The 24,464-nt window shown below is 50.7% G+C and carries 16 protein-coding genes; all 16 read right to left on the minus strand.

The genetic code is table 11. The features are described 5' to 3' along the window. Positions 1 to 50: 50 nt before the first annotated feature. Positions 51 to 1,829, minus strand: coding sequence for an L-lactate permease (locus NEV57_RS03930; RefSeq protein ID WP_307876382.1), 1,779 nt, complete (start codon positions 1,827 to 1,829; stop codon positions 51 to 53). Positions 1,830 to 2,026: 197 nt separating this feature from the next. After that, positions 2,027 to 3,163 carry a lactonase family protein gene (locus NEV57_RS03935; RefSeq protein ID WP_257656969.1) on the minus strand — a complete coding sequence of 379 codons (1,137 nt, stop codon included), beginning with the start codon at positions 3,161 to 3,163 and terminating at the stop codon, positions 2,027 to 2,029. Between the two features lie 118 nt (positions 3,164 to 3,281). Continuing rightward, entirely contained in the window at positions 3,282 to 4,577 is a 1,296-nt protein-coding gene (locus NEV57_RS03940) for a RagB/SusD family nutrient uptake outer membrane protein (RefSeq protein ID WP_257656970.1), read from the minus strand. An 11-nt stretch (positions 4,578 to 4,588) separates the two neighbouring features. Further along, positions 4,589 to 7,693, minus strand: coding sequence for a SusC/RagA family TonB-linked outer membrane protein (locus tag NEV57_RS03945; protein WP_257656971.1), 3,105 nt, complete (start codon positions 7,691 to 7,693; stop codon positions 4,589 to 4,591). Positions 7,694 to 7,806: 113 nt separating this feature from the next. Beyond that, entirely contained in the window at positions 7,807 to 9,102 is a 1,296-nt protein-coding gene (locus NEV57_RS03950; protein ID WP_257656972.1) for an amidohydrolase/deacetylase family metallohydrolase, read from the minus strand. A gap of 149 nt (positions 9,103 to 9,251) precedes the next feature. Beyond that, positions 9,252 to 10,709, minus strand: a complete 1,458-nt coding sequence (locus tag NEV57_RS03955) for a RagB/SusD family nutrient uptake outer membrane protein (protein ID WP_257656973.1) — start codon at positions 10,707 to 10,709, stop codon at positions 9,252 to 9,254. Positions 10,710 to 10,738: 29 nt separating this feature from the next. After that, complete coding sequence (locus tag NEV57_RS03960; RefSeq protein WP_257656974.1) at positions 10,739 to 14,086, minus strand: TonB-dependent receptor; 3,348 nt, start codon at positions 14,084 to 14,086, stop codon at positions 10,739 to 10,741. Positions 14,087 to 14,239: 153 nt separating this feature from the next. Beyond that, positions 14,240 to 15,475, minus strand: coding sequence for a FecR family protein (locus NEV57_RS03965; RefSeq protein ID WP_257656975.1), 1,236 nt, complete (start codon positions 15,473 to 15,475; stop codon positions 14,240 to 14,242). Positions 15,476 to 15,516: 41 nt separating this feature from the next. Next, complete coding sequence (locus tag NEV57_RS03970) at positions 15,517 to 16,068, minus strand: RNA polymerase sigma-70 factor (protein ID WP_257656976.1); 552 nt, start codon at positions 16,066 to 16,068, stop codon at positions 15,517 to 15,519. Positions 16,069 to 16,187: 119 nt separating this feature from the next. After that, positions 16,188 to 17,159 (minus strand): D-2-hydroxyacid dehydrogenase, encoded by a 972-nt coding sequence (locus NEV57_RS03975; protein ID WP_257656977.1) that lies wholly within the window; start codon positions 17,157 to 17,159, stop codon positions 16,188 to 16,190. Positions 17,160 to 17,311: 152 nt separating this feature from the next. Next, on the minus strand, positions 17,312 to 18,451 hold the full coding sequence (locus NEV57_RS03980) for a glycerate kinase (protein ID WP_257656978.1): 1,140 nt from the start codon (positions 18,449 to 18,451) through the stop codon (positions 17,312 to 17,314). A 19-nt stretch (positions 18,452 to 18,470) separates the two neighbouring features. Continuing rightward, complete coding sequence (locus NEV57_RS03985; protein WP_307876383.1) at positions 18,471 to 19,409, minus strand: 2-hydroxy-3-oxopropionate reductase; 939 nt, start codon at positions 19,407 to 19,409, stop codon at positions 18,471 to 18,473. A gap of 8 nt (positions 19,410 to 19,417) precedes the next feature. Further along, complete coding sequence (locus tag NEV57_RS03990; RefSeq protein WP_257656980.1) at positions 19,418 to 20,554, minus strand: mannonate dehydratase; 1,137 nt, start codon at positions 20,552 to 20,554, stop codon at positions 19,418 to 19,420. A gap of 37 nt (positions 20,555 to 20,591) precedes the next feature. Beyond that, positions 20,592 to 22,058, minus strand: coding sequence for a GntP family permease (locus NEV57_RS03995; RefSeq protein WP_257656981.1), 1,467 nt, complete (start codon positions 22,056 to 22,058; stop codon positions 20,592 to 20,594). Next, a complete protein-coding gene (locus tag NEV57_RS04000) occupies positions 22,055 to 22,837 on the minus strand; it encodes an HpcH/HpaI aldolase family protein (protein WP_257656982.1) in 783 nt (260 codons plus the stop codon). Before NEV57_RS04000 ends, NEV57_RS03995 begins: the two co-directional genes overlap by 4 nt. Before the next feature lie 62 nt (positions 22,838 to 22,899). Beyond that, positions 22,900 to 24,429, minus strand: coding sequence for a SusD/RagB family nutrient-binding outer membrane lipoprotein (locus NEV57_RS04005; protein ID WP_257656983.1), 1,530 nt, complete (start codon positions 24,427 to 24,429; stop codon positions 22,900 to 22,902). Between the last annotated feature and the right edge of the window lie 35 nt (positions 24,430 to 24,464).

The following is a 24,464-nucleotide window of genomic DNA, read 5'->3' on the forward strand; positions in this document are numbered from 1 at the left end:
TATACCGGAGAGATGAAAATGGAAAGGGGCTTTACAAAGCCCCTTTCGTTTTACTGTTGGTTATTTTTCGGGATCAGATCCTCGTTCCGTGAAGACAGCCAGATCAGCAGGCAGATTATCGCCAGTAAGACGGCGAAAACGCCCAGATACAGACCACCGTCGGCTACGTTCGGCGAGGCTGCTGCAGCGTGTTGTACCGCCGACATTTCCGAATATGCCGGAATGATCCAGTCGATCACATAAGCCTGCAGACAAACGATACAGCAGACAAAGAAGAGCATGATAAAACTGTGCTTTACGGTAAAGCGGAAAAGTTCGGATTCGCGCCCGATAAGTCCGCCCGCACCGGCAGCTACCGCAATGGACTGGGGCGAGATCATCTTCCCGACGACTCCGCCCGAAACATTCGCGCTGACAGCGACAACCGGGTCTACGCCGATCGACGTTGCCGTAACGGACTGCAACTTGCCGAACAGTGCATTGGCCGAAGTATCCGAACCGGTGATAAAAACACCGAGCCATCCGAGTACCGGGGCGAAAAATGGAAATAACGGACCGGTGGAAGCCAGCACATAAGCCATGCTGATTGTCATACCTGAATCGTTCAGTATGTAAGCAAACCCCAGCACGGCGCCCACGGTAATAATAGGGAATTTCAACTGGTTCAGCGTATCGGCAAACACGCGGCCGGCCTGTTTCAGGCCAAAGCCGATCAATGGCAACGAGAGAAACACCGAGAAGAGAATGGCCGTTCCGGCAGCGGACAGGTAATTGAACTTGAACGTATGGGGCATGGGATTTCCCTCAACGTCAAGGATCGAAAGGTGAATTCCCGGAATTTCAAATGTGACGGCACCCCATTGATCAAGTATTGTTTTAATGGGACCTATCCCCCAGCCGATCACCATGATGGTCAGGATAATAAACGGCGACCATGCCCGTAAAATCTGTCCGGTTGAATAAACCTGCAGTTCCCGCTCCTGCGCCGGATCCTCGTGTTTGAATTTCCACGCCTGCCGGGGCTTCCAGAACTTGAGAAAAATAATCAGGCTAACGGTGGCACCCAGCCCGGAAATGATATCGGGCAGGTTGGGACCCAGAAAGTTGGAGGAAAACCACTGCAGGCCGGCAAACGAACCGCCGGTAATCAAAATCGCCGGCCATACTTCAACTGTTTTCCGGAACCCGGCCATAATCATTACCAGATAAAAAGGCACCAGCAGCGACAGGATTGGCAGCGTACGGCCAACCATTTGCGAAATGGCCATTTCCGGTATATCGGTCACCTGTGACGCCACCAGGATCGGCGTACCGATCGCACCGAACGCCACGGGGGCGGTATTCGCAATGAGGCAGATTCCGGCTGCATAAAGCGGGTTGAAGCCGAGACCGACCAGCATGGCTGCGGTGATCGCAACGGGAGCACCGAAGCCCGCTGTACCCTCCAGGAACGAACCGAAGCAAAAGGCTATAATCAGTGCCTGTAATCGCCTGTCGTCAGTAATGGATGCCATGAAATGCTTGATGATTTCGAACTGGCCGCTTTTGACGGTAACATTAAACAGGAATACCACGGTAATAACAATCCAGCAAATGGGAAATAAACCATATAATACGCCGTGCCCGGCCGAGAGCAGCGCCAAATTAACGGGCATGCCGTAGATCGCAATGGCAACGACGAGGGCGGCGGCCGTAGCCAGCAGGCTGGCCTTATAGCCCTTCATCTTTTTGATGATAAGTGCCCAAAACAGCAAAAGTATGGGAATGACCGCGGCAATGGCGGATAAGACCATATTGCCTAACGGGTCGGTTGTCTGTGTCCAAGTCATGGGATGATTTCAAATGCACGCCACCACGATTCAGTAGTGAGTGGGTTTTTATTAATTGGTTAAAAAATTAATCTTCGGTTACATTGGGGGCTGCCAATATGCTGCTTGGCATTGCAGGGTTATTTAAAATCACATTGGCCATTTTTCCCGTGTTCCGGTTAAAATGGCCAATGATCAAAAGCGTGTAATTACATCCGTTAATTAACTGCTACGAACTTGAGGCAGACCGGCCGCCCTAATTCAAGCTTGTTATCTGTCAACGTAAGTAATCCCGTTTCTTTATTACGTTTAAACACGTAGATATCATCGGTATTCTGGTTGGCAACCAGCAGGAAATTACCCGTGGGATCAATGGCAAAATTACGGGGGTGGTTACCCATTGACGATTGCCGTCCTACGAATGTCAGCTTACCGGTTGACTGATCTACCGAATAAATCACGATTTCATTTAAATCCAATCGGTTGGAAGCATAAACAAACTTACCGTCAGGAGAAACATGGATATCCGCCGCACCGGTTTTGCCTTCGAAATTATCGGGCAGCATGGTGATCGTCTGAACCGGGGTCAGCTTACCGTTATTATACGTAAACGCGGTAATGTTCGCATCGAGCTCATGCACCGAATAGGCAAATTTGCCATTGGGATGAAAATCAAAATGGCGCGGACCGCTTCCCGGTTCCAATGATACGAACTCCGGATCAGCCGGGGTTAACGGATGGCTTTTCTTCGTGGCATCAAAATGGTAAATACCGATTTTATCGGTTCCCAGGTTAGACGCAATCAGGAATTTGTTTTCCGGATCCATCACCACGGAGTGCATCCGGGGACTTTTTTGTGAAGGTTTTACCATACTCGCGCCGGTATGATCGATCTGCTGCAGGTCCGGACCCAAGGATCCATCTTCCAGTACCGGCACCGCGGCCAGACTTCCACTGCCATAGTTCGCCGTAAAAACAAACTTTCCGGTGTGGTCAATCTCTACGTAGCACGGTCCTCTGCCTCCGGAAGGTTGCTTATTGATAAAAGACATAGCTCCGGTAGCCACGTCATAATTAAATGCCGATACCGAACTATTCTCTCCTGATTCGGAAATAGCGTAAACAAATTTCCGATCCGGCGAAACCGTAAGGTACGACGGGTTATCGACATTGCCAACCTTATTTTTATAGGTCAACGCGCCGGTTTCCTCGTTGAAAGAGTACACATAAATTCCTTCGCTTTTACCGGTATTGGTATACGTACCGATAATGACGTCGTATTTCTTCTGTGCACACGCCGTGCCCATAAATAATAACACTGCTGCCCCCAAGGCAGATAACTTTGTTAGTTTCATAATTGATTTTTTAATCCAGCAATAATAGCCAAATATAAAATATATTTAGAGAACCGGTGGATTATACCAAAGTTTTTACGGAGCTGCCGATTCTGTTGGCAGCTCCGTAAAAACCGGATTAAAATGCGGGATCTGCCGGTGTATTCGGATTCTGATCACGCTCAGCAAACGGGTAGTTCACAAAATTCCGTTTGCGTTCTTCCTGCGGGCGCTCCATCCGACGTGAATCTTCCAGACGCAGGCCGGACATGAACAGCTCAATGGATTTGTGCTTGTAGATCGCGGCCAATAACCCTTCCGGTGAAAGCGATTCCAGTGGTGATAAGCCGGCACCAACGCCAAAGGCATCTTCGGCAGGTGTCTTGGTCACCACCTTGTTCAGTTCGAGCAGGGCATTCACGTAATCCGGTGAAGCCTTGCGCGCATACGCCTCAGCCTTAATGAGGGTCACTTCACCCGGCAGGTATACCGGCCAGGCACGGTCCAGGGCATCGCCAAAACCACCTACCCGGAAACGGGGGGAAATTTCTTCGTTGATGTCCAGGTAAAACGGAATCCGCTGGTCATCCGCATCCGGTTGCAATCCTTCAGGTAAGCCCAGGGAATCGTCAATCGGCTGCCAGATGTTATTGGTGGATGTCACCTGTGAGAAAATAGGATTCTGCGCCAGGGCATCGTAGTTAAACGTCGACGGTTTCGTCAAATCAACAGATTCAGCTGCCGCCAGCGCCAGGTCGTAATCCTCGGCAAACAATGCATACCGTGCTTTCAGTGCCCGCAGGGTATTCGGAATATCGATACCTGCCGGAATGGTGTTCAGGAACGCGCTGCTGATCGGGTTGGCATCAATACCAGCCAAAGCCTCGTCAATTGCGGCAATCGCACGCACATATCCATCTTTCCGCGGAATAAAAGTAACGTTCTCGCCGGTACCATTCGGGATCTGTTCCCAGAACATGGCCAGATCGCCGATGGCCAGCGCCTTAAAAATCGTGGTATAAGCCACGATGGCACGGGCTACCGACTGGTCACTTAAGTTGTTGGCATTGGTGATGATCAGGTCGGCATCACGGATGATCTTGTTGCTTCTCGACCACAGGCCAGCCAACAGCGTGTTCCGGCCATCCAGCTCATCGCCGCCAACACTCAGCTGATATTCGGCCGTGTTACCCTGATTCAGCAGAAATAATTCACCGGTCAAAAATCCGCTTGCCGTTACACGGTTATACAGGTTGGTACGGTCCACGGAGTACGACCGCTGTAAACCAGCTGCGGCTCCCGTGAGGCCCTTTACATCGGCAATCAGCTGATCTTCGGTAGCGCGTCCCGGATCCACGTAATCTTTCACACAACTTCCGGTTGTCAACGCAATCGCAATGGCCAAAACCGGTATATTAAATAGTTTCCTTTTCATGATTGTAATACTTAGAATTTAGCTTGAATACCTAAATTGAAACTTCTTGGCACAGGCACCGCACCGAAGTCGATGCCACGCTGCAAGGTACTTTGACCGCTTGAATTAACTTCAGGGTCATAACCTACGTAGTTATCCCACGAATACAGGTTCCGGCCCGATACGTTGACGGTTAGGCTGCTGAACGGTTTCAGGTTACCGAACGTGTAGGCAAAAGAAACATCCCTCAGCTTCACGTAAGATCCCTGATGCACGCGCCATTCCTCTACGTTATATGCCCCGGCAATATAGCCCCGTGGCAATTGTCCTAAGTATTCCATTTCCGAAATTTTACCTGAGCCAACACCCTGTGCGGTCCGCCAGTCGGCATTCCACATGTTGCCGCCCTGCTGGGTATCAAACTGTACCCGGAAGCTCAGCCGCTTGTAGGAAAGTTCACTCACGAACGAGCCGTTCCAGTCCGGATTCGGGTTGCCGATTACTTTCCGCAATACCTCACCTGTCGGCTGGCCGTTTTCATCACGCTGTGGTGTCGGGTTCAGCAGGTCGGACTGCACACCGCGCTCCGTCTGCGGTGCACCGCTCGGCGTTAACAGCAGGTCGCCTTTTTCGTCGCGCGCAAAGTACGTGCCGTAGAAAATACCAACCGGCTCTCCGTTAACGATAGCCACCGGTGCAGAAGATCCGGGTGTAAAGAAGGTAACGCCTTCACCGATATCCAGCGCCTTGTTCCGATTGCGGTTGTAGATGAACGTCAGGTCCCAGTTCCAGTCGGTATTCCGTACGGGAGCTACCTGTAACAGGACTTCAAAACCGTTGTTCTGCATGCTGCCGAAATTATCCAACCGGCTGGTAAAGCCTGTGGTTGGTGCCACCTGGCGGTTCAGCAGCATGTCGGTTACCTTTTTATGGTAAACGTTGACCGTTAAGCCCAGCCGGTTTTGCAGGAAGGACAGGTCAGCACCGTATTCCAGTTCGCGCTGGCGTTCGGGCATTACGGTCTCATTTGCCTGTACAAAGCTCGACGAGAACGATGTTTTTCCGAGGTAAGACAGCGTAGAATATGCATTGAATCGGTCGTAAGCACCAATGCCCGTCAGGTTACCTGACTCGCCGTAAGCCAACCGCAGTTTCAGCAGGTTCCACCAGGAAGAAACAGCCATGTTTTCCCAGAACCGGGTCGAGGAAACCACATAGCTACCGCTACCTTTCAGGTAAACCTGGTTCCGCTGGTCGACACCAAACATGCTGGAGCCATCCAGACGGACAGCACCGGTGATGAACAGCTGGTTGTCGTATTTAAAGGTCTGCTGGAAATAGCCGCCAGCAACAGAAAACTCACTGCGGTTATCCTGGCTCTGGCCCGGTGTGCTTGCACCCTCTACCGTTTCGACGAATGGAGCTAAACCCCGTCCGTTTACTTCGCTGGCCGTTTCATTCTGGTATTGGTATGAATAACCCAACTGGCTGGTTGAAGCCCATTTATCGGAAATATCAATGTTATAAGTGATGTTCAGATCGGTGTTGAACATGTACTGCGACGCCGCAATTTTCCGGGCATAGCCATTCAGGGAAGGATCCAGTGTCGGGCCTCCGCCGTATGAGCCGCTGCCGGTACTTACGTTATAGGTGTATGGGGGAACCAGCAAGGTACCGATAGCAGAAGAGTTATCAACCCCTACATTGTAATCGATGATCAGGTTTTCAATCGGGGTGAGTTTTACACCTAAATTGGCTAATACCCGGTTATTTCCCTGCCGTTGCTTAAAGTCCTCGATAATGGATACCGGATTCACACGGCCGCGTTCGCCCACCGCTTTCAGGTTGCCCAGTTCGTCGCGATCCCAGATGTTGTGGAAGTTGGCAATGATCCATTGGATACCTACCGGTGTCATCAATCCGTTTCCATAGGGTTTTTCATTGGCATCACTGCGCACATAGTTGATACCGGCACGTACCGTTGCCCAGTCCGTCAGTACCTGATCCAGGTTGGCGCGCAGGCCAAAACGGGTATAATCGGTATTTTGCACGATCCCCTGGTTATCGAAGTACGATGCTGAAGCATAGTATTTCGTTCCTTCCGTACCACCGGCAATGGACACGTTGTTATCCGTACCGAATGCATTCCGGAAGATATAATCCTGGTAATCGTACCGGGTTACTTCCGTTGTTGTTGTCTGAAGCGGCGCAGTGATCAGGTCCTGGGTGAAGGCACCCGGACCATCCGTCGGGCCACCGAATTTAATGGGTGCCATGTTCATCGGCAGCTTTTTACGCAGCTGGTTGGCCATCAAGGTGGTTGAGAACGTTACCGAAGGCTTTCCGGCTGTGCCGCGCTTGGTAAATATCTGTACCACACCCGCATTTGCGCGGGAACCGTAAATGGCCGCCGCCGCTGCACCGTTCAATATTTCGATGCGGTCAATATCCGCCGGGTTAATGTCAACCAGGCGGTTTTGCTGGTTGTCAGTTACACTTGAAGTGGAATTATTGGCAATTACCCCGTCGATAATATACAACGGTTCAGAAGAAGAGCTGATGGAGCTGATACCACGCAGGCGAACCGAAATTCCGCCTGCCGGATCGCCCTGGTTCTGGGTAATCTGTGCACCGGCGACCTTGCCCTGCAGGCCGGTCAATACGTTTCCGGCCGCGCCTTTGGTCAATTCTTCCGCGCTTACACTCCCCACGTAGTTACCCAGTTGCCGCCGTGTAGTACCGGCCGATGTTCCGGTCACGATCACTTCGTCAAGTCCCACGACATCCTGGGCCAATTGTGCATCGACCCTTACCGTGGTGCCGCTACCGAATTCAACTGCTTGCGCCTGCCGTGAATAGCCCACGGAAGAGAAGGAAACGGTATGTGTGCCTGCGGCTACGGATGTAGTAATGGTGAACTGGCCGTTGTCATCCGTAGATGCAGCGGCGTTTGTACCCTCCAGGCGCACGGCTACCCCCGATAAGGGATTGCCTGTTCTGCCGTCTGTTACTAATCCACTGATCGTGTAATTAGCTGTCTGTGCCTGTACGTGACTGCACAAGGCGGTGACCAACAGTATTCCGGAGAGGACATACCATAATTTTGTCCAGTCAGAAAAGTAGTTTTTAGTCATCATGTGTGTTTAGTTAGTTAAGTTAATAAAGCGATTTGTCCTGTACCACTACTAAAATTTAAACGTGTTACCATGTGTGAAATAATTGGATTGCAAATTCATATGTGTGTTATGTATTAATTGGAAGCGTCCCACAGCGGTGCCGATATTCCATTAAGATCCCATACGATCTTTCCGTCCTTTACGGTCATTTCCGCTTCGATTTTGTATTTACCCATCATTTTGTTGATGCCTGTTCGTTCAGCAAAACCAAAATCACCCTCCAGCACGTTAAAGACTGTAATATCGGCAACTGCACCCTCACTTAAATGGCCCAGTTCGGGATGATGGATCACATTTGCCGGTTTCCAGGTGGAAGCGGTGATCACCTCGTTAAGCGTCATACCCATGTTTAAAAATTTAGACATCACATTGGTCATGCTTTTCATACCGCTCAGCACGCTCCGTCCGTGGGCATCGGTGCTGATGGTATTTGGCTTAACTCCAGCCGCCAGCGCCGGCACGGCATTGGCATAAGAAAAGCTGGCGCCACCATGACCCACGTCAAATATTACACCCCGCTTTTGGGCATCCAGCAGGAAAGGACGTACGTTTCCATTCTCATCCAGCACGCCCTGGCGCCCGCCGCTGCCACCACCATAAATGTGGGTGTAAATATCGCCTGGACGGAATTTCTCCATAAACAATGTTTCGAGGGATAAAGGGGGATTTGCACTTCCGAAATCAACCATTACGGGCAGTTCAGCAAGCTTACCGGCTTCGATCAGCCTGTCCACCGGCGTCCAGTCGTGACCGTTGTAGTGCGCCAGTTTAAAACCGACAATATCTTTCCGGTACTGACGGGCGACGAGTGCAGCCATTTTCGGGTTCATATCTTCGATGTTCTGCTCGTGCACACCGGACATCCCGTGTCCAACAATGTTGAGTATGGCAAAAATACGGGTCTGCACCCGGTCAATTACCTGCTCCTTGAACTGCACGAAATTCCGCCAGCCGGAACCGCCGGTTTCCACAGCGGTGGTAACGCCAGCCGGAAGGGTAAATTGATCCGGATTCAATGCGTTGAACCCATTGCTGTATTCGGTATGCGGGTTAGTGCCGTGAAAATAGTGACCGTGTATGTCAATAAATCCCGGGCTGACATACAGCCCTTTTGCGTCAACCACTTTTACGCTTTCCGCAGCGGGGATATCCTTGGCTACCCGCAGGATATGGCCATCTTTCACACCGACGTCCATAATGCCGTCGATGTTGTTTTTAGGATCAATTACGTGACCGCCCTTAATCAGCATATCGTATTGCTGCGCATGCAGCATTAATACGGAGCAAAGCAGGGTAAGACCTGATAGCATGATGCGTTTAAAAGCAACAGCGGCTACACAGGATGTGATTGGTTTGAAAAAAATCATCATTCGTGTTCGTTAATTTGTTTATTGTGTCTATTAGTTAGCGATAGATAAAAAACGAAGTAATCATAAGGCATTTACCTTATGACTACCTTGTTATTCCCGACAAAACTAATCATTTCTCAATGGTTTGGGAAACGATTTCAGGTTTCGGGTCATTTATAGTCCGGGTTTTGCTCCAATTTACCGTTATTGTCAATTTCAGATTCCGGAAGCGGATAGAATCGATGCTTAGCCTGGTACCCCAACGGGCCAAATACCGTTTCACCCAGTCCCCACCGCCTGACATCATGCAGCCGATGGTACTCAAAGGCGAGTTCTACCCGGCGCTCATGTACAATGGCTTCGAAAATCTCTTCTTTATTACCTACGGGAAATTCGGCCGTGGGCAGTTCGGGCATTTCGACACTGGGCCGGCTCCTCACCTTGTTAATGGCGGCAATCGCTTCATCGGGTTTGTTATTTTCATTGGCGGCTTCCGCGTACATCAGTATGACATCGGCCAGCCGGATAACAGGTACATTCCGCCAGCCATACGTATTGTTGGTCCGTTCAACCGGATACAGTCCTTTCTTCATGGTGAAACCCGTAGGCGTCCAGGCCGACTGATAAACCGGTGAAACATCGTCATAAGGATCGCCCTGCCGGAATATAGTGTAGTAAAGCCGGGGATCCGCACCGTTAATGGCTGTCGGCCCGTCGTAAGCTTCGTATTCATCGACCAAGTCCTGTGTCGGAAGCAGGTTAGCATAGCCGCCCTGTCCCTGCGGGTAATTATTCACCATACGGACGCTTCCCTGATTAATCAGGTCGGCAAACTGCACTTCAAAGATGGACTCGGGATTATTATCCACCACAAGCAGGTCGGCAAAATCAGTTACCAATTGATACTCCTGTGAATTCATTACGTTGCCCAGGTGTGTTTCGGCCATCGGGTAATTTTTGGCGTATAAGTAAACTTTTCCCAGGAGCGCTTCCGCCGCCGCCTTAGAGGCCCGGCCGATATCGGCGCTGCTGTACTCAGCCTGTTTAGGCAATAATTCGTAGGCCTGTTTCAGATCGGCAACCATAAAATCGTACAGATCGGCTAACGCGCTTTTGGGCACCACGGCTTTATCGGCATCCGTCGGGTCTGCCTCGGTAATCATCGGTACCTCACCGAACAATGCCGTCAGGTGCCAGTAATATAATGCCCGTAAGAAATAGGCCTCTCCCAGCATGCGTCCTTTTGCCGCTTCGTCTATCTCCATACCCGGCAGCTTCTGCAGGGCAATATTGGCCCGGAAAATGCCTTCATAGCAAGTCTGCCAGACATCGTCAATAATCGCGTCATTGGTTGCAAAACTCCAGGAATCGAGTGAAAGTCCTTGGGTATTGTAGATGATGGCATCATCAGTCGGGGCATCCGTCACTTTGGCGTAGTTGTTATTATAAAGCCCCGCAGCCCGGAGCGGGTTATAGGCAGCGGTGATTGTTGCTTTCGCATCCGTCAGCGTTTTGAAAAATGAATCCTCAGTTAATGAAGAGGTAGGGGTAATATCCAGGAAGTCGGCACTGCATCCGGCCAGCAGGCTTCCGGCTAACGCGACTCCGGCAATTATATTCGTTTTCATGATAAGTATCTTTTGTTATCGCAAGTCAGTTAAAATCCAAGTTGAAGCCCTGCTTCGAAGGTGCGCGGGATGGGATACATCCCGAAGTCAATCCCCCGGGTCAGTGAACTTCGACTGCCCTCGGTCAGTAATCCGATTTCGGGATTATATCCTTTGTAATTGGTGAAGGTAGCCAGGTTATTAGCGGCGATATAAATCCGAAGCGATGCATTCCACCGTTTTAAAGCATCCTTCAGGTCATATCCCAGCTGTACATTCTGTATGCGCAGGAATGATCCATCCTCAAGGAACCGGGTGGAAGGGCGCGTGTTCTGCCCCGGGTTTCCGGTTACCGCCCGCGGAATAACGGTATTAGGATTGGCTACCGACCACCGGTTCAGCATCTCGGTGGTGGCATTGTTATCCCCTTCACCCTCATTCAGGTCGGACCAGATCAAATTATACAACTGGTGTCCCTGCTTTCCATTCAGGGCGATGGACAGATCAAAGGCTTTGTATAAAAAGTTAAAGTTAAAGCCATAGGTAAAGTTGGGGAACGGGCTGCCGATTGTCGTCTGGTCGTTGGCATCAATCACATTATTTCCATCCAGATCACGGTATTTGATATCGCCGGGAGCGGAACCCGACTGGCTGGCATGTCCATTCACTTCGTCCCAGTCCTGGAAAATCCCTTCCATGATGTAGCCATAAAATGCACCTACTTCTCCACCCTCCTGTGTAATGGTAAGGGCTGATTGTTTGCCACTGTTCAGCTGGGCAATAATGGGTTTACCCGCATTAAGACTGGTAATCCGGTTCTTATTCGTAGCGAAATTGCCGGACAATGAATATTCAAAATCGTTGATCCGATCCCGGTAGGTAGCCGTAAGCTCGAAGCCTTTATTCTGCAACGATCCGGCGTTGACAAATGCTCCCTCGTTCCGCCGGATTCCCGATGTGGTGGGTACCGGAAGCCGCAACAGGATATCATCGGTATTTTTGATGTAGTAATCCATCACCAGGGAAAGCCTGTTATCGAGAAATCCGGCATCCAGCCCGATATTGGTCTGGGTAGTCACCTCCCATTTCAGGTTTGGGTTGCCCATGCTCAGGTAAGCGGAGCCCGACGATAGCGACTGATCGATGCCAAACACATAGTTCACCGCCCGTTCCACTACGGCATATTGCGCGAAGTTACTGATCTCCTGGCTTCCCACCTGGCCGTGGCTGGCCCGGAGCGTTAATCCGGAGATGGCGTTTACATTTTCCAGGAAATTTTCACGCTTCAGGATCCAACTACCCGACACCGAAGGAAATACACCATAGCGGTTATTTTTTCCAAACCGGGATGATCCATCGCGCCGCACGGTAGCCATCAGGTTATACCGCTGTTTATACGAATAGCTAACCCTGCCCAATTGCGAACGAAGCGCCCAGCTGGTCTCGTTGCCAGTGATGTTCATATTTTCAAATGAGGCTCCGATGGTGCGCAGGTCATTATTGGGAAAATCGCGCACCGCAACGCCGATATTCTTAATCCATGATTTCTGCTGTGATAAACCGGCTACCACGGTAAGGTCGTGTACCTCGTTGAAAGTCTTCTTGTAGGTCAATACATTTTCAATAATGTAGGAACTGTTCGAACCGTTGTCTTCATTTAACAGCGCCATATTATTTACCCGGTCCCCCATCCGGTAGGTGGGTATGAATTCAAATACGTTATTGAATGTCATCTCGCCGCCTGCGGAAAACCGGTTGGTCAATCCAGGCAGGATGTCTACCTCAACGTATGTGTTCCCCATCACTTTGTTGTCGGAATTCCGGCTGTCGGTTAACGCCAGCGTGCCAATGGTATTCTGCCGGCCTACCGGCGAATATTCCAGTCGGGGCCCGTCATAACCACCTAGGGCATCGGGGTCATACACAGGCACCGTGGGCGACTGCTGTAGCAACTGGCGGATGGTATAGGACGCCTGGTTAAATGTACCGGTCCACTTATTCCGGCTTAGCTCCACGGTTTCGCCTACCCGTACACGCTTTCCGATCTTAAAATCGGAATTGATACGTGCAGAATAGCGGTCATAGCTACTGTTAGGCAACGTGCCGTCCTGGCCGAGGTAACCCAGCGAGAAGGAGTAATTGGACGATTCGTTACCCCCGGAAATGCTTAGCCAATAATTCTGGCTCGCCGCCCGCTTGAACCCTTCTTCCTGCCAGTCGGTATTTGTCTGGAGGTTTTTTGATTTTAGGGGCTCCACCAATGAAACGGGGATCGTTCTCCCTGCATTCTGGTAGGCTTCCGTGGCATAATCAATGTATTGCGCCGAGTTCATCAATGGCAGGAATTTAGTCACGTCCGAAAACCCCGCAGTCGCTTTAAACTGCACCTGTGTGGCGCCGGCTTTGCCCCGGTTGGTTGTGATGATTACCACACCGTTTGCAGCGCGGGCACCATAAATAGCCGATGCGGAAGCATCTTTCAGTATTTGCATGGATTCGATATTCTCCGGATTCAGCGAAGCAAGCGGATTAAAATTCCGGCTTGAACCCTCGGTCAATACCGGGATTCCGTCAATCACGAAAAGCGGATTCCCATTCCCGAAGGTAGTGACCCCCCGGATATTCATATCCAACGCTCCCCCCGGCTGTCCACTGGTGGGGGTGATATTGACGCCGGCAATTTTTCCCTGCAGCGCTTCCTGGAAGCCCCCGGCCGTAACGCGGTTAATTTCTTCACCGCTAATAGAAGAAATTGCTCCGGTGATTTCACTGCGGCGCTGCGTACCATAGCCGATCACCACTACCTCATCCAGGTCGCTTACCGATTCCTGAAGCGTGGCATTGACAACAGCGGCAGTACCAACTGCCAATTCCCGCGTCTCATACCCAATAATGGTAAAAACCAGGGCTGCATCCGACTGGCTTACGGCGATCCGGTATGTTCCTTCCTCATTTGTGGTGGTGGCTGCCGTAGTACCCTTTACGGATACCGTTACACCCGGCAGCGGATTCCCCTGTGCGTCGGTCACCCTGCCCGTAATTTCCTGCTGTTTCGGAACAGCGGGCTTAAAAACGATGATTGTATTATCCCGGATCCGGTATTGTAAAGGGGTATATTTAAAACATTCCGTCAACAGTTCTTCAACGGTGCGGCCCACCGCATGAACGTTGATGAGCGGTGCTTTTCCCAAATCTTCGTTGTTGTAAATGAACTGATAGTTCGTTTCCTGTTGAATGATCTGGAATAGCTTGACGAGTTTTTCATTTTTTAGCGTTACGGTCAGTCGATGCTGGGATCGGGCAACGAGATTGGTCGCCAGCAGCATTGCGGCGAGCACAAGCACCCAGCTACGCATAACCTTGCCCTGAAGAAAACAGGTGTACTGATTTTTTATCATAATGTCAATTTATAAGTGTTAGTTACGGGAGTTTCCCCCGATTATGGAATAGAAACAACAGGAGGGATTAAACGGGTGACAGGAAAGAAAAAAACGGCCCCTGTTTTTTTAACAAGGGCACATATAAAAACCAATACCAATTTTATGAACCGGTTACGGGTGTATTTTATCGATTGACAGGATACCGTTTCGCAGGGTAAACTGCACTTTTGAAGTTTCGGCAATGATATCCAGCAGGAACTGGATATCCGTATAGCGCCGCAACCGGCCGGTAAAATGATAGTTTTTCACCTCATTGTCGGCAAATTGCGCTTTTATGCCATACCATGTTGCCAATTCATGCATCAGGGATACAAGCGATTCATTTTCAAAAATGAAAAGCCCGTCTTTCCAGGCAAGCACCTTCCGGGCATCGGCCTTATTTACAACCATGGCTGCTTCACCCGTTACCACTGCTTCATAACCGGGTTGCAGCAGGGTCGACTGTGTACCCTGACGGGAAGAGACCTGTAATGAGCCGTCCAGTAATGCGGTGCGGTCGGTTTTGTCTTCCGGATAGGACTTTACATTGAACCGGGTACCCAGCACCCTGATCTGTGATTGTTCCGTCACGACAATAAAAGGTTTATCGCGGTCGTGTGCCACTTCAAAATACGCTTCCCCTTTTAATGTCACCCGCCGTTCCTCGCCATCAAATGCCGTCGGATACCGGATCGCGGAGGCCGCGTTCAGCCATACCCGCGTTCCATCAGCCAATGTTAAATGATAAGTCCGTGCCACGGGAGTTATTACCGTATTCATTACGGCGGGCAGCTGCGCGGACCGCTTTTCGGTTGCATAGGCAAGCCCACTGCCGGTTTCCGTGATCTGTGTACCATCCTGCTCATGCAATAAATCCGGGTTGTCGCCCAGCGCAACGGTTTTCCCATCGCCCATAATCAGCGTAATCTCGTTGGCAGCGGCCGGCGGGACAAGAATCTCCGGAACAGTCACTTGCTGCGGGGCAGTGTCCGGTGTTTCCCGGTGCGCTGCTGACAGCGGATCCGCCTGTTGAAAAACACCATAGTAAACGGATAATCCCGCCATCGCAAATACCGCTAACGCGGCGGCATATGCAAAAATACGTTTTAAGGGAAATCTCCGCTGTTTACCGGTTGTTGCGCGCTGTACCTGTGACCACAGGGTATCCGATCGGGTATCGTCAGGCCATTGCCGTAATTGAGTGCCGGCATAGTCTACATTCGTTAACCTTGCCCACAGCTCAGCATGGGTATGATGCGCTTCCCTCCATTTTTCCAATACGAGCAGCTCCTCTTCCTGAATATCATTACGGAGGTATTTATCGATCAACGCCGCGATTTCAAAATCTATATGGTCGTCTTTTATCATGCTGCTTCAGTATAACAATCAATTTCCCGATCAGGGTTACATCATCGATGGAATATTTCCGTTATCAGGAGAAAAAGGCCCGGCGACAAGTTCTTTAAAAATACCCGCAGGCTGCGCAATGCACGCAGTTTCTGCGTTTTCACTGTATTAATCGAGACATCCAGGGCATCCGCCACTTCCTGATTGCTCATTTCCGCAAAATACCCAAGATAGATCACATCCTTACAGCCATTAGGTAGTTTTTCAATGGCATCATACAACCCATTGAACACTTCTGTCTCAATGATTTTTGATTCAATAAACTGTTCTTCTATCTGATTTCCCTGCCGGGAGATATATTTGTCGACGACCTTGGTGTGCTTGTAGGCATTACGGCATGAGTTTTTAACACACAGGTAGAGAAATGCCTTAATGGATAAAAGGTCAGCGAAACGTTCCCTGCGGCACCACAATTTCACAAAAGCCTCTTGCACGATATCCTCGGCAACAGCCGTATCCAAAACTATTTCCGTAGCTAAGTAGAGAAGGCGCTTGTTAAATAAGTCAAAAACCGACTTAAAGGCCTTCTCATCCCCATTTTTGACTTGAAGCACTAACTGATGTTGGTCCACCCTGTTTGTCTCTTTTCAAGCACGCTTGCCGTAAATAATTTAGTTCGTTATAATTAGGGCACGAATATAGGGAAATTTCGATCAGCTGTTTCTATTTTTTCTCATCGGTTTACGACATTCTCCGGCGCACCGTCCAAGAAAGCCGTCAGATTATTAACAACACTGTTCATTAAGCGTACTCTTGCCTCTTTTGTCGCCCAGGCAATATGTGGAGTGATCACACAATTTTTAGCCGTAAAAAGTGGGTTTCCAGCCGGAGGGGGCTCGGTTGATAGCACATCCAATCCCGCTCCGGCTATGTGTCCTTCATTCAGTGCTGTGGCCAGGTCCTCTTCCACGATAAGCGGCCCTCTCGACGTGTTCACCAGAAACGCAGTTTCTTTCATCTTAGCCAAGGTATCCTTATTAATCAATCCGGCCGTCTGTGGGGTAAGTGGGCAATGAATACTGACAACGTCTGATTGGGTCAGCAGCTCATCCAGCGTACCCCATTGGAAGTTTCCGCGATGGGACTGATCGGTTTGGGTACGGCTGTGGCCGATGATGTTCATACCAAATGCGGATGCTACGTCGGCCACTTTCTGCCCGATATCCCCAAATCCAATGATTCCAATGGTCTTATCCATCAGCTCAACCAATGGATAGTCCCAGAAACAGAAATCGGGGGAGCGCGACCATTTTCCTTCCATCACACTGTCACTATGCCGCTGAACACGGTGGCAAAGTTCCAGCAACAACGCAAATGTCAGCTGAACAACCGATGAGGTGCTGTATCCAGGCACATTGGTTACAACAATTCCCCGTTTTTTTGCTTCGTCAATATCAATGATATTATAGCCCGTGGCGAGCACGCCTATATAAGTAAGTTTGGGCAATTGTGCCAAAACGGTAGACCTTATAGGTACTTTATTGGTAAGAATTACGTCGGCATCGGCTGCGCGTTCCACAATTTCCGCTTCCTTTGTCCGGTCAAATACGGTCAGCTGGCCGTATTTCTCCAGTGCACTCCAATCAAGATCACCCGGATTCAGACCATACCCGTCCAATACCACTATTTTTTTGATGTTTATCATTAGCTTTTTGATTTTAATGTTCAATATTAAAGATAACTTTCATCAAAAAGTAAAAGCAATTATAAATTCATCAAAAAAATACATTACGATCCGGTAAATGCAGTCCAGTAATCCGGCGGGCGCTCCGACGGCAATAAAAAGGACAACTGGATTTATGGTCGGCCAAATTGCGCAATTAAATCGCCGAGCTGCGTGGCTGAGCGCACCAGGTTTTGGGAAGTGGTACGCAGCGCTTCCTCCAACGGAACAGGACCATTGCCGATAGCGAGCAGTACGTCAAAATATTGTTTCAGGGCGGGATGATCTTCAACGGGTACCTTACCAGCCAGTCCGATCACCGGAATATTACGGTTCTTAGCCCTACTGGCTACGCCAAATGGTCCCTTCCCTTCCAATGTCTGTGTATCGATACTCCCTTCCGCTGTAATCACCAGATCACTTTTTGCGAGCGATTCATCAAACCTGGTCAGGTCCAGAAAATAATCGATCCCATTGGCCAATGTGGCTTCCAACAGGCCGTATAATCCTGCACTTGCGCCGCCGGCAACCCCACCGGAACGGATATCGGCAAGATTAATCCCTGTTTCGGCAAAAATCACTCCAGCATAGTGCCGGAGCGTATCCTCCAGTTGTTCAACCATCTCCGGGTTGGCACCCTTCTGGGGACCAAAAATGCGGGCCGCACCGTTTTCACCAAGCAGTGGATTCAGCACGTCGCACAGTATAGTAATCCGGCAATTTTTTAAGCGCTCGTCGACCGCGGATCGGTCAATTGCGTGCAATCGTTGAAGTCCGTAAGGAAGGTCCAAGATGGGCTGACCCTGACGATCCAAAAAACGCACACCCAATGCCGCCAATATGCCGCTGCCGCCATCAACCGTAGCCGATCCACCCATTCCGATGACGACGTGTGTTACACCTTTATCCAACGCCGCACGAACCAATTCGCCAGTGCCGTAAGAGCTGGCATGCAGCGGATTCAGCGTCTCCGGCGTTAACAGGTGCAAACCCGAAGCGTCTGCCATCTCGATTACAGCTGTCCGTCCGTTTTCAATCAACCCGAAAGAAGCGGAAACAGGCCTGCCCAACGGGTCTTTTACCCGGGCATGGATAAATGTCCCCTTGCATCTTTCGATAATTAACCTACCGGTGCCGTTGCCCCCGTCGCCAATCGGAAAGCATTCGGCGGTACAGGAAAGCTGACTGGCGGCCAGGCCCTTTTGTATACTGGCCGCCACATCAGGTGCGTCAAGCGCATGTTTAAAGGCATTGGGAGCAATGAGAATATGCATTGGTGAAGCTATTATTTGGTTATTCTATCCCTGAAAGGTGTTCCAGCAGCTGGGCCAGCACGCTGTGATCTGATTCACCCTTGCCCAACGCAATGGCAGCATCCATTTGAGCCGCTACCTGGGCAGCTCCTGAAAGCGGTACTGCAAGCTCCTTACCTGCCTGCAATACAATATTCATGTCTTTCCTATGCAGGTTTAACCGGAACCCCGGAGTGAAATTACGCTCTATAATCCGGTTTCCGTGAAGGTCCAGTATCCTGCTTTGCGCAAATCCACCGAGTAGCGATTCACGTAGCTTCTTCAGGTCTACTCCTGCTTTTCTGGCCAGCGTGAATGCCTCAGCAACTGCCTGGATCGTCATGCCCACCACCAATTGATTGCATGCTTTGGCCGTTTGACCGGCACCCTGTTGCCCTACATGTACAATATTTTTGCCCATCGCCTGCAATATCGGCAATGCCCGGGAAAATGCATGATCATCCCCCCCTGCCATCACCGACAATGAAGCAGCCTCCGCCCCCACCTGTCCGCCCGATACCGGTGCATCCAATGCCGCTACGTCCTTCTGACGCAATGCTTCATATAATCTGATGGCCATGGCTGGAGAAATAGTAGACATATCAATAAAAAGTGCCCCGGCTGCAATACCTTCCAGCACTCCGTTTTCACCGAAGACCACCTCCTCTACCTGCGGCGAGTCGGGAAGCATCGTAATCAGTACATCGCTGTGCCGAGCGATGGCCGCATAGCTATCAAACAGCTGGGCCCCTGCCGACGCTAACTCTACTGCGGCCTTGCTCTGTTTGAGTACCGCAAGGGGATAACCGGCCTTAATTAAATTGTGTGCCATGGGTTTCCCCATAATACCCAAGCCAATGAAACCTATTTTTTCCATATTAATTCCATTCATTATGCATACCGGTCCGGATGTATCCGGACCGGTACAGCAAACTTCCATAAAATATTTTAAACTTCATCCGATACGGCCTGTAAAAGCCCCTTGATATAACCGTAACAAAAAGCAAATGCCTGGGCATTGCTCCCCTCAGCGGCGTGTACCGGAACATGATCAGGCATCACCATGCCATCAAAACCTACATCGCGCAGCGCACGGATTACCTGGAAAAAATCCATGTCGCCATTATCAGGATAGACTTCCTGAAAATTGTCCCACCCTCCTTTGATGTTCCGCAGGTGAATATTGAATATTTGATTCCGTTCTCCCACCCATTTGATAATCGGTAAAATTTCGGTTTTCGGATCTTTGAGCCCTTCGGCAATGGAACCGATACAAAAATTAAACCCGTGGTATTCGCTGTCGGAAAGCTGCGCAAACCGCTTAATGCCTTCAAACACGTCGGGACTGTTCCACCGGGTAATCCCCCGATAACCGGGGTGGGTCGGCGGATCCGCGATGTGATTTCCCAGCTTCACTTTGTATTCTTCTGCCACAGGCAGCACCCGATCAAGAAAATAAGCAATCCGTTCAAACATGTCATCGATGGAAACATCGCCGGCGACGGTCTTCGGATCATTGTTTTTGACTGCCTCTTCGTAATTCCACGTACTATATGAGGCATTGCCCCGTTTAGGATCGACTGTCCTGCCCGTACGTAATACCGGAAGTATCGTGGTATTGTAATTTAACAATTTGACACCAGTCTTCCCGGCCACCTCGATCATCTGCTGGATGATTTCGATTTCCCGGTCCCGTTCGGGACTTTTTCCCAGCATAATATTGGGGTACAGCACCCGATCGATGCCTGCAGAGGTGAGCGGCAAGTGATAAGCATCCAGGCTGATGCCGTACTTTTCGCAGGCCTCACGTTTAGCCATGGAATCTTCGAGATCCCACCCCACACCATCGATCACTTTGGGCATCCCGCCGTCAATATTGTACACCCCATGCCGGGCTTTAAATTCGAGGTTCTCGATGGTGGTCCCCCCCGACTGGCACCCCACCTTCATCAGTACCTTCTTCTTGGCTGACGCGGTGTTTTCAGCCACAGGTGTATTGCAGCTCACCGCCGCCGTGCCTACAGCACCGCCCAACACAGCAGCACCCATGGTACCGGCGGTTATCACAAACTTTCTTCTTTTCATCGTTTCATTATTTATGGTAAATATTCAGTTAACTAAATCAGATCAGCGGCAGCAGCTGTGCGGCGATGAGGATAACGATCAACCCGGTTACCCCCATGATAATGCTCATCGGCATGAAGGTTTTCAATGCCTCCTGCTCCGTGAGATTACTCATCTTGCACACAATCCAGAAGCCGGCATCGTTCATCCAGGGAACCAGCTTGGCGCCACAGCCGATGGCCAGGCCCAGGTAGAGGTGGTGGTATTCGAGGTGACCGGTATTAGCCATACCAGACAGGATGCCGGACGCCGTAATAAGTGCAACCGTGGCCGAACCCTGTGCTGTACGGACTACCGCGGCGATAAAAAACGCCAGCGGGATCAGCGCCATCTGGTAACCGCGGGTCATTTCCACGATGGTGGAGCTGATGCCGGTATATTGAAGCATACTACCGAAAGCGCCGCCTGCGGAGGTAATCAGGATAATCCCACCACCGCTCATTAGTGCCGCCTGCACGAAGGCCGTCATGCCTTCTTTACTTTCCCTTTTCTGCTTCACCAGCAGGATCAGTGCAACCAGTCCACCGGCAATCAGTGCGATATTCTTGTCGCCAAGAAAGTTAATCAGGGAGATGGTGGCCGAAAGCACAGCCGACGGTGCCGCAATGCTTTCGGCGGGCAATAACGAATGTACGAACGTATGTGCACAGATGAATACCAGCGGAATCAGCACCGGCAACAGCGACCAGCCCAATGAAGGAAGTTGTTTATCATCCTTTTCCGCGTTGCTCCGGATATCTTCCAAACGGGCATCCAGCGAATCCCGGACGGGAATAGTCCACTTCCGATTCGCCCAGGTGGCAAACAGGTAGCCTGAAGCGCTGGTAACGATTCCCAAAAGCGCCCCGGCAATCATCATCAGGCCGATGGGTATCTGCATCTCCCCGACCAGAAAGAGCGGTCCGGGAGCAGGGGGCACCAGCGAATTGGCCATTACGGCGCCGGCAAGGATGGCCAGCACAAGCAACAGGTAATTTTTCCCGATACGCATCGACATGGTTTTCGCCAGCGGCATCATCAGAAAAATAACCGTATCGAAGAATACCGGTATTCCAATGAAAAAACTGCTGATCAGGAATCCGATTGGCGCACGCTCAATGCCGGTCATACGCAGCATGGAACGTACAATCTTTTCGGCAGCACCGCTATCCAGCATGCATTTGCCAATAATGGCAGCCATCGCAATCAGGATACCGATTTTGCCGCACGTATTACCAAATTCCACGGCGATCCGCTCACCAATGCTACGCTCCGACAGCTGCAGCGCAGCATCTGCGGACAGCCCCTTATCCAGTCCAAACTGTTCGATCGCCGCCGCGGGCGTCATCCAGGCGACCACGAAAGCGCCCAGCAGCAATGCCAAAAAAGGATGGAGCTTCATTCCGATAATCCCGCCCACCACGATAAACATGCCGATGAGCAGGATAAATATGGGATCGGCTATCAATTGGGTGATGCTCATCATGTTCGATTTAAGGGTTTGGAAATAAATGAATTTAGCTTGTCAGCCGTCTGACGGGCACCCTGGGCTACGAATGTCGCATCCGCACCACAGGCAATCAACTGGATGCCCATTTCGTGATAAGTGGGAAAGTCAGCTGGATCAAACAACAGGATTCCCGTGGCTTTACCTGCTTTTTTCGCGGCATTTACCGTGGCCCGGATGGCGTCTTTAAAGATTGGGTGGTCAAACTGTCCGAAAATGCCAAGCGCCATGGACAGGTCTGCCGGTCCGATAAAAAGCACGTCTACCCCATCCAGGGCAGCAATGCCGTCGAGGCAGTCAAGGGCGCCGGGCGTTTCAATCTGGACGATACCCAACAGGTTGTCTTTGGCAGTTTCCCGATATTCGGAGAAACGCGTACCGAAATTAGTGGCACGTACCATTTTGGCTACACCACGGACACCTTCGGGCGGATAAAATAACCCATCGACAACGGCCTGGGCTTCTGCCACGTTATTTATCCGTGGACACATAATGCCTTCAGCGCCTAGGTCGAGCACCCGGTGCAGCCGTTGCCGTTCAAAGCTCTCCACCCGCACTATAGCAGCTGCCTGGGTGTGGGTCAGCGCCTGCAGCTGAAACAGCAGGTCTTTGCTTTCTCCGGCACCGTGTTCGAGGTCAATCAGTACCCAGTCAAATCCGGACAGGCCTACAATTTCAGCGGTGACCGAACTTCCCAGGTTCAGCCAGCAACCGGTGAGTGTTTCTCCCCGTTTAAGTCTTGTTTTTAAGTTTTTCATTAGCCTAATTTTTTGGTTTTTTGCTGTTAGTGGCATCAATGGGGCCGCGGATTTAATGTCCGTTAGGGAGTATCCCACCAGACACGTGTATCCAATAGATCGGGTCCCTGCCGTGTAATTGCCTGTTGTACGTTTTCCTGGTTTACATTTAATTCCGAGTCCGGGTAAGTAATACGGCGTATAAAATCTTCCGATTGCAGGTCGCTGCCCGGATAAGGATTGGGTGTTAGTTCCGGGTAGCCACTCCTGCGGAAATTAGCAAACGCTTCCGGGCCATTTAAAAAGGAGGCCACCCAGTATTCCGTATTGATCTGCTCCATGGCCGCACCCGCATCCAGCGGATGAGCTGCCAGATAAGTAGTAATCGCATCTTCACTGATTGCAGTACCGCCCCCGTATGCAGCCAATTGCTGCATGTGTGCCCTTACACCGTCGGCATATAAGGCAGCTGCATCATCCGAAATCCAGCCCCGTACAGCGGCTTCAGCAAGCAGCAGCCGGGTCTGTGCATGCGTTACCAAAAAACTCGGCGCCTGCGGGTCAGCCATGCGCGTACGGTCAAGCTGGCTATAATCCCACAGGCTGGCCAGGCCACTTGCCGCCACGGCCTCCGATACGGTGGTGTTATCATATCCCTGGGGCATTCCAATCTGTACGTCAACCGACCGGTCGGCCACTCCCTCCGTCTGGTCGGCTCCGCTGGTGGCACCGATGTAGCGGACAGCAATGGACATAAGGCGCGGATCGTCATTCATCTTAAGGTAATCCACAAAATCCTCGGTAAGGTAATAGAAGGCCGATTGGCCACCATTCAGCTGACTGCCAATGGGGTTGTTAAAATTGGCATTGTGGCGGATTATGGCGTTGTCGTCATTTGATTCCATTACTCCCCCGGCAACGGCCCGTGCGGCATAGTCGGCTGCTTTACCGGGGTCTACCTTGGAAAGCCGCATTGCTGCCCGCAGCAGCAGCGAATTCCCCAAACGCCTCCACTTTGTAATGTCCCCTCCATAGAGTACTTCACCTGATACTGGCTGACCCGCGGGATCCAACGCGGACGAGGCCCCTTCCAGCTCATTCAGCAGATCGGCATAAATGGCTTCCTGCGCGTCGTATACCGGGTTCGACACATTCTCCAGGTAGCCCTGCCCTGCACTGAAATAGGGAATATCCCCATATGTATCGGTTAATACCATAAAGGCAAATGCCCTCCATATCCTCGCGATATGGTATAAGTTGGCCTGAGCAGGGTCGTCCTGGGTACGGTTGATGACGTCGACCAGGTTTTTGATCAGGTTACGGTAACCGTTCTCCCAGTTTCCGGCAGCTACATTCCGATTATCCTGATTGAAATTGGCCGCGGCGCCGACACCACTGAACGGCGTAATCATCTGCTTGACGATCGTTGTCTCATAACTCAGGTTACCGTATGTCGGTGCGCTGGAAACAAGCGCACTGTTTAGCTGGAATACCGGTTCCACATCGGTAAGGGCGATGGGATTGATATTCATCTCGTCAAACCCGCTGTCGCACGAAACGCATACGGCAAGGGAGAGCATACCGCCTAATATATATGTGTTAATCCTTTTCATGTTATCCATACTTAAGTGTTGAAAAATTAGTTGCG

This window comes from Parapedobacter lycopersici (assembly GCF_024643285.1).
GTDB lineage: Bacteria > Bacteroidota > Bacteroidia > Sphingobacteriales > Sphingobacteriaceae > Parapedobacter > Parapedobacter lycopersici.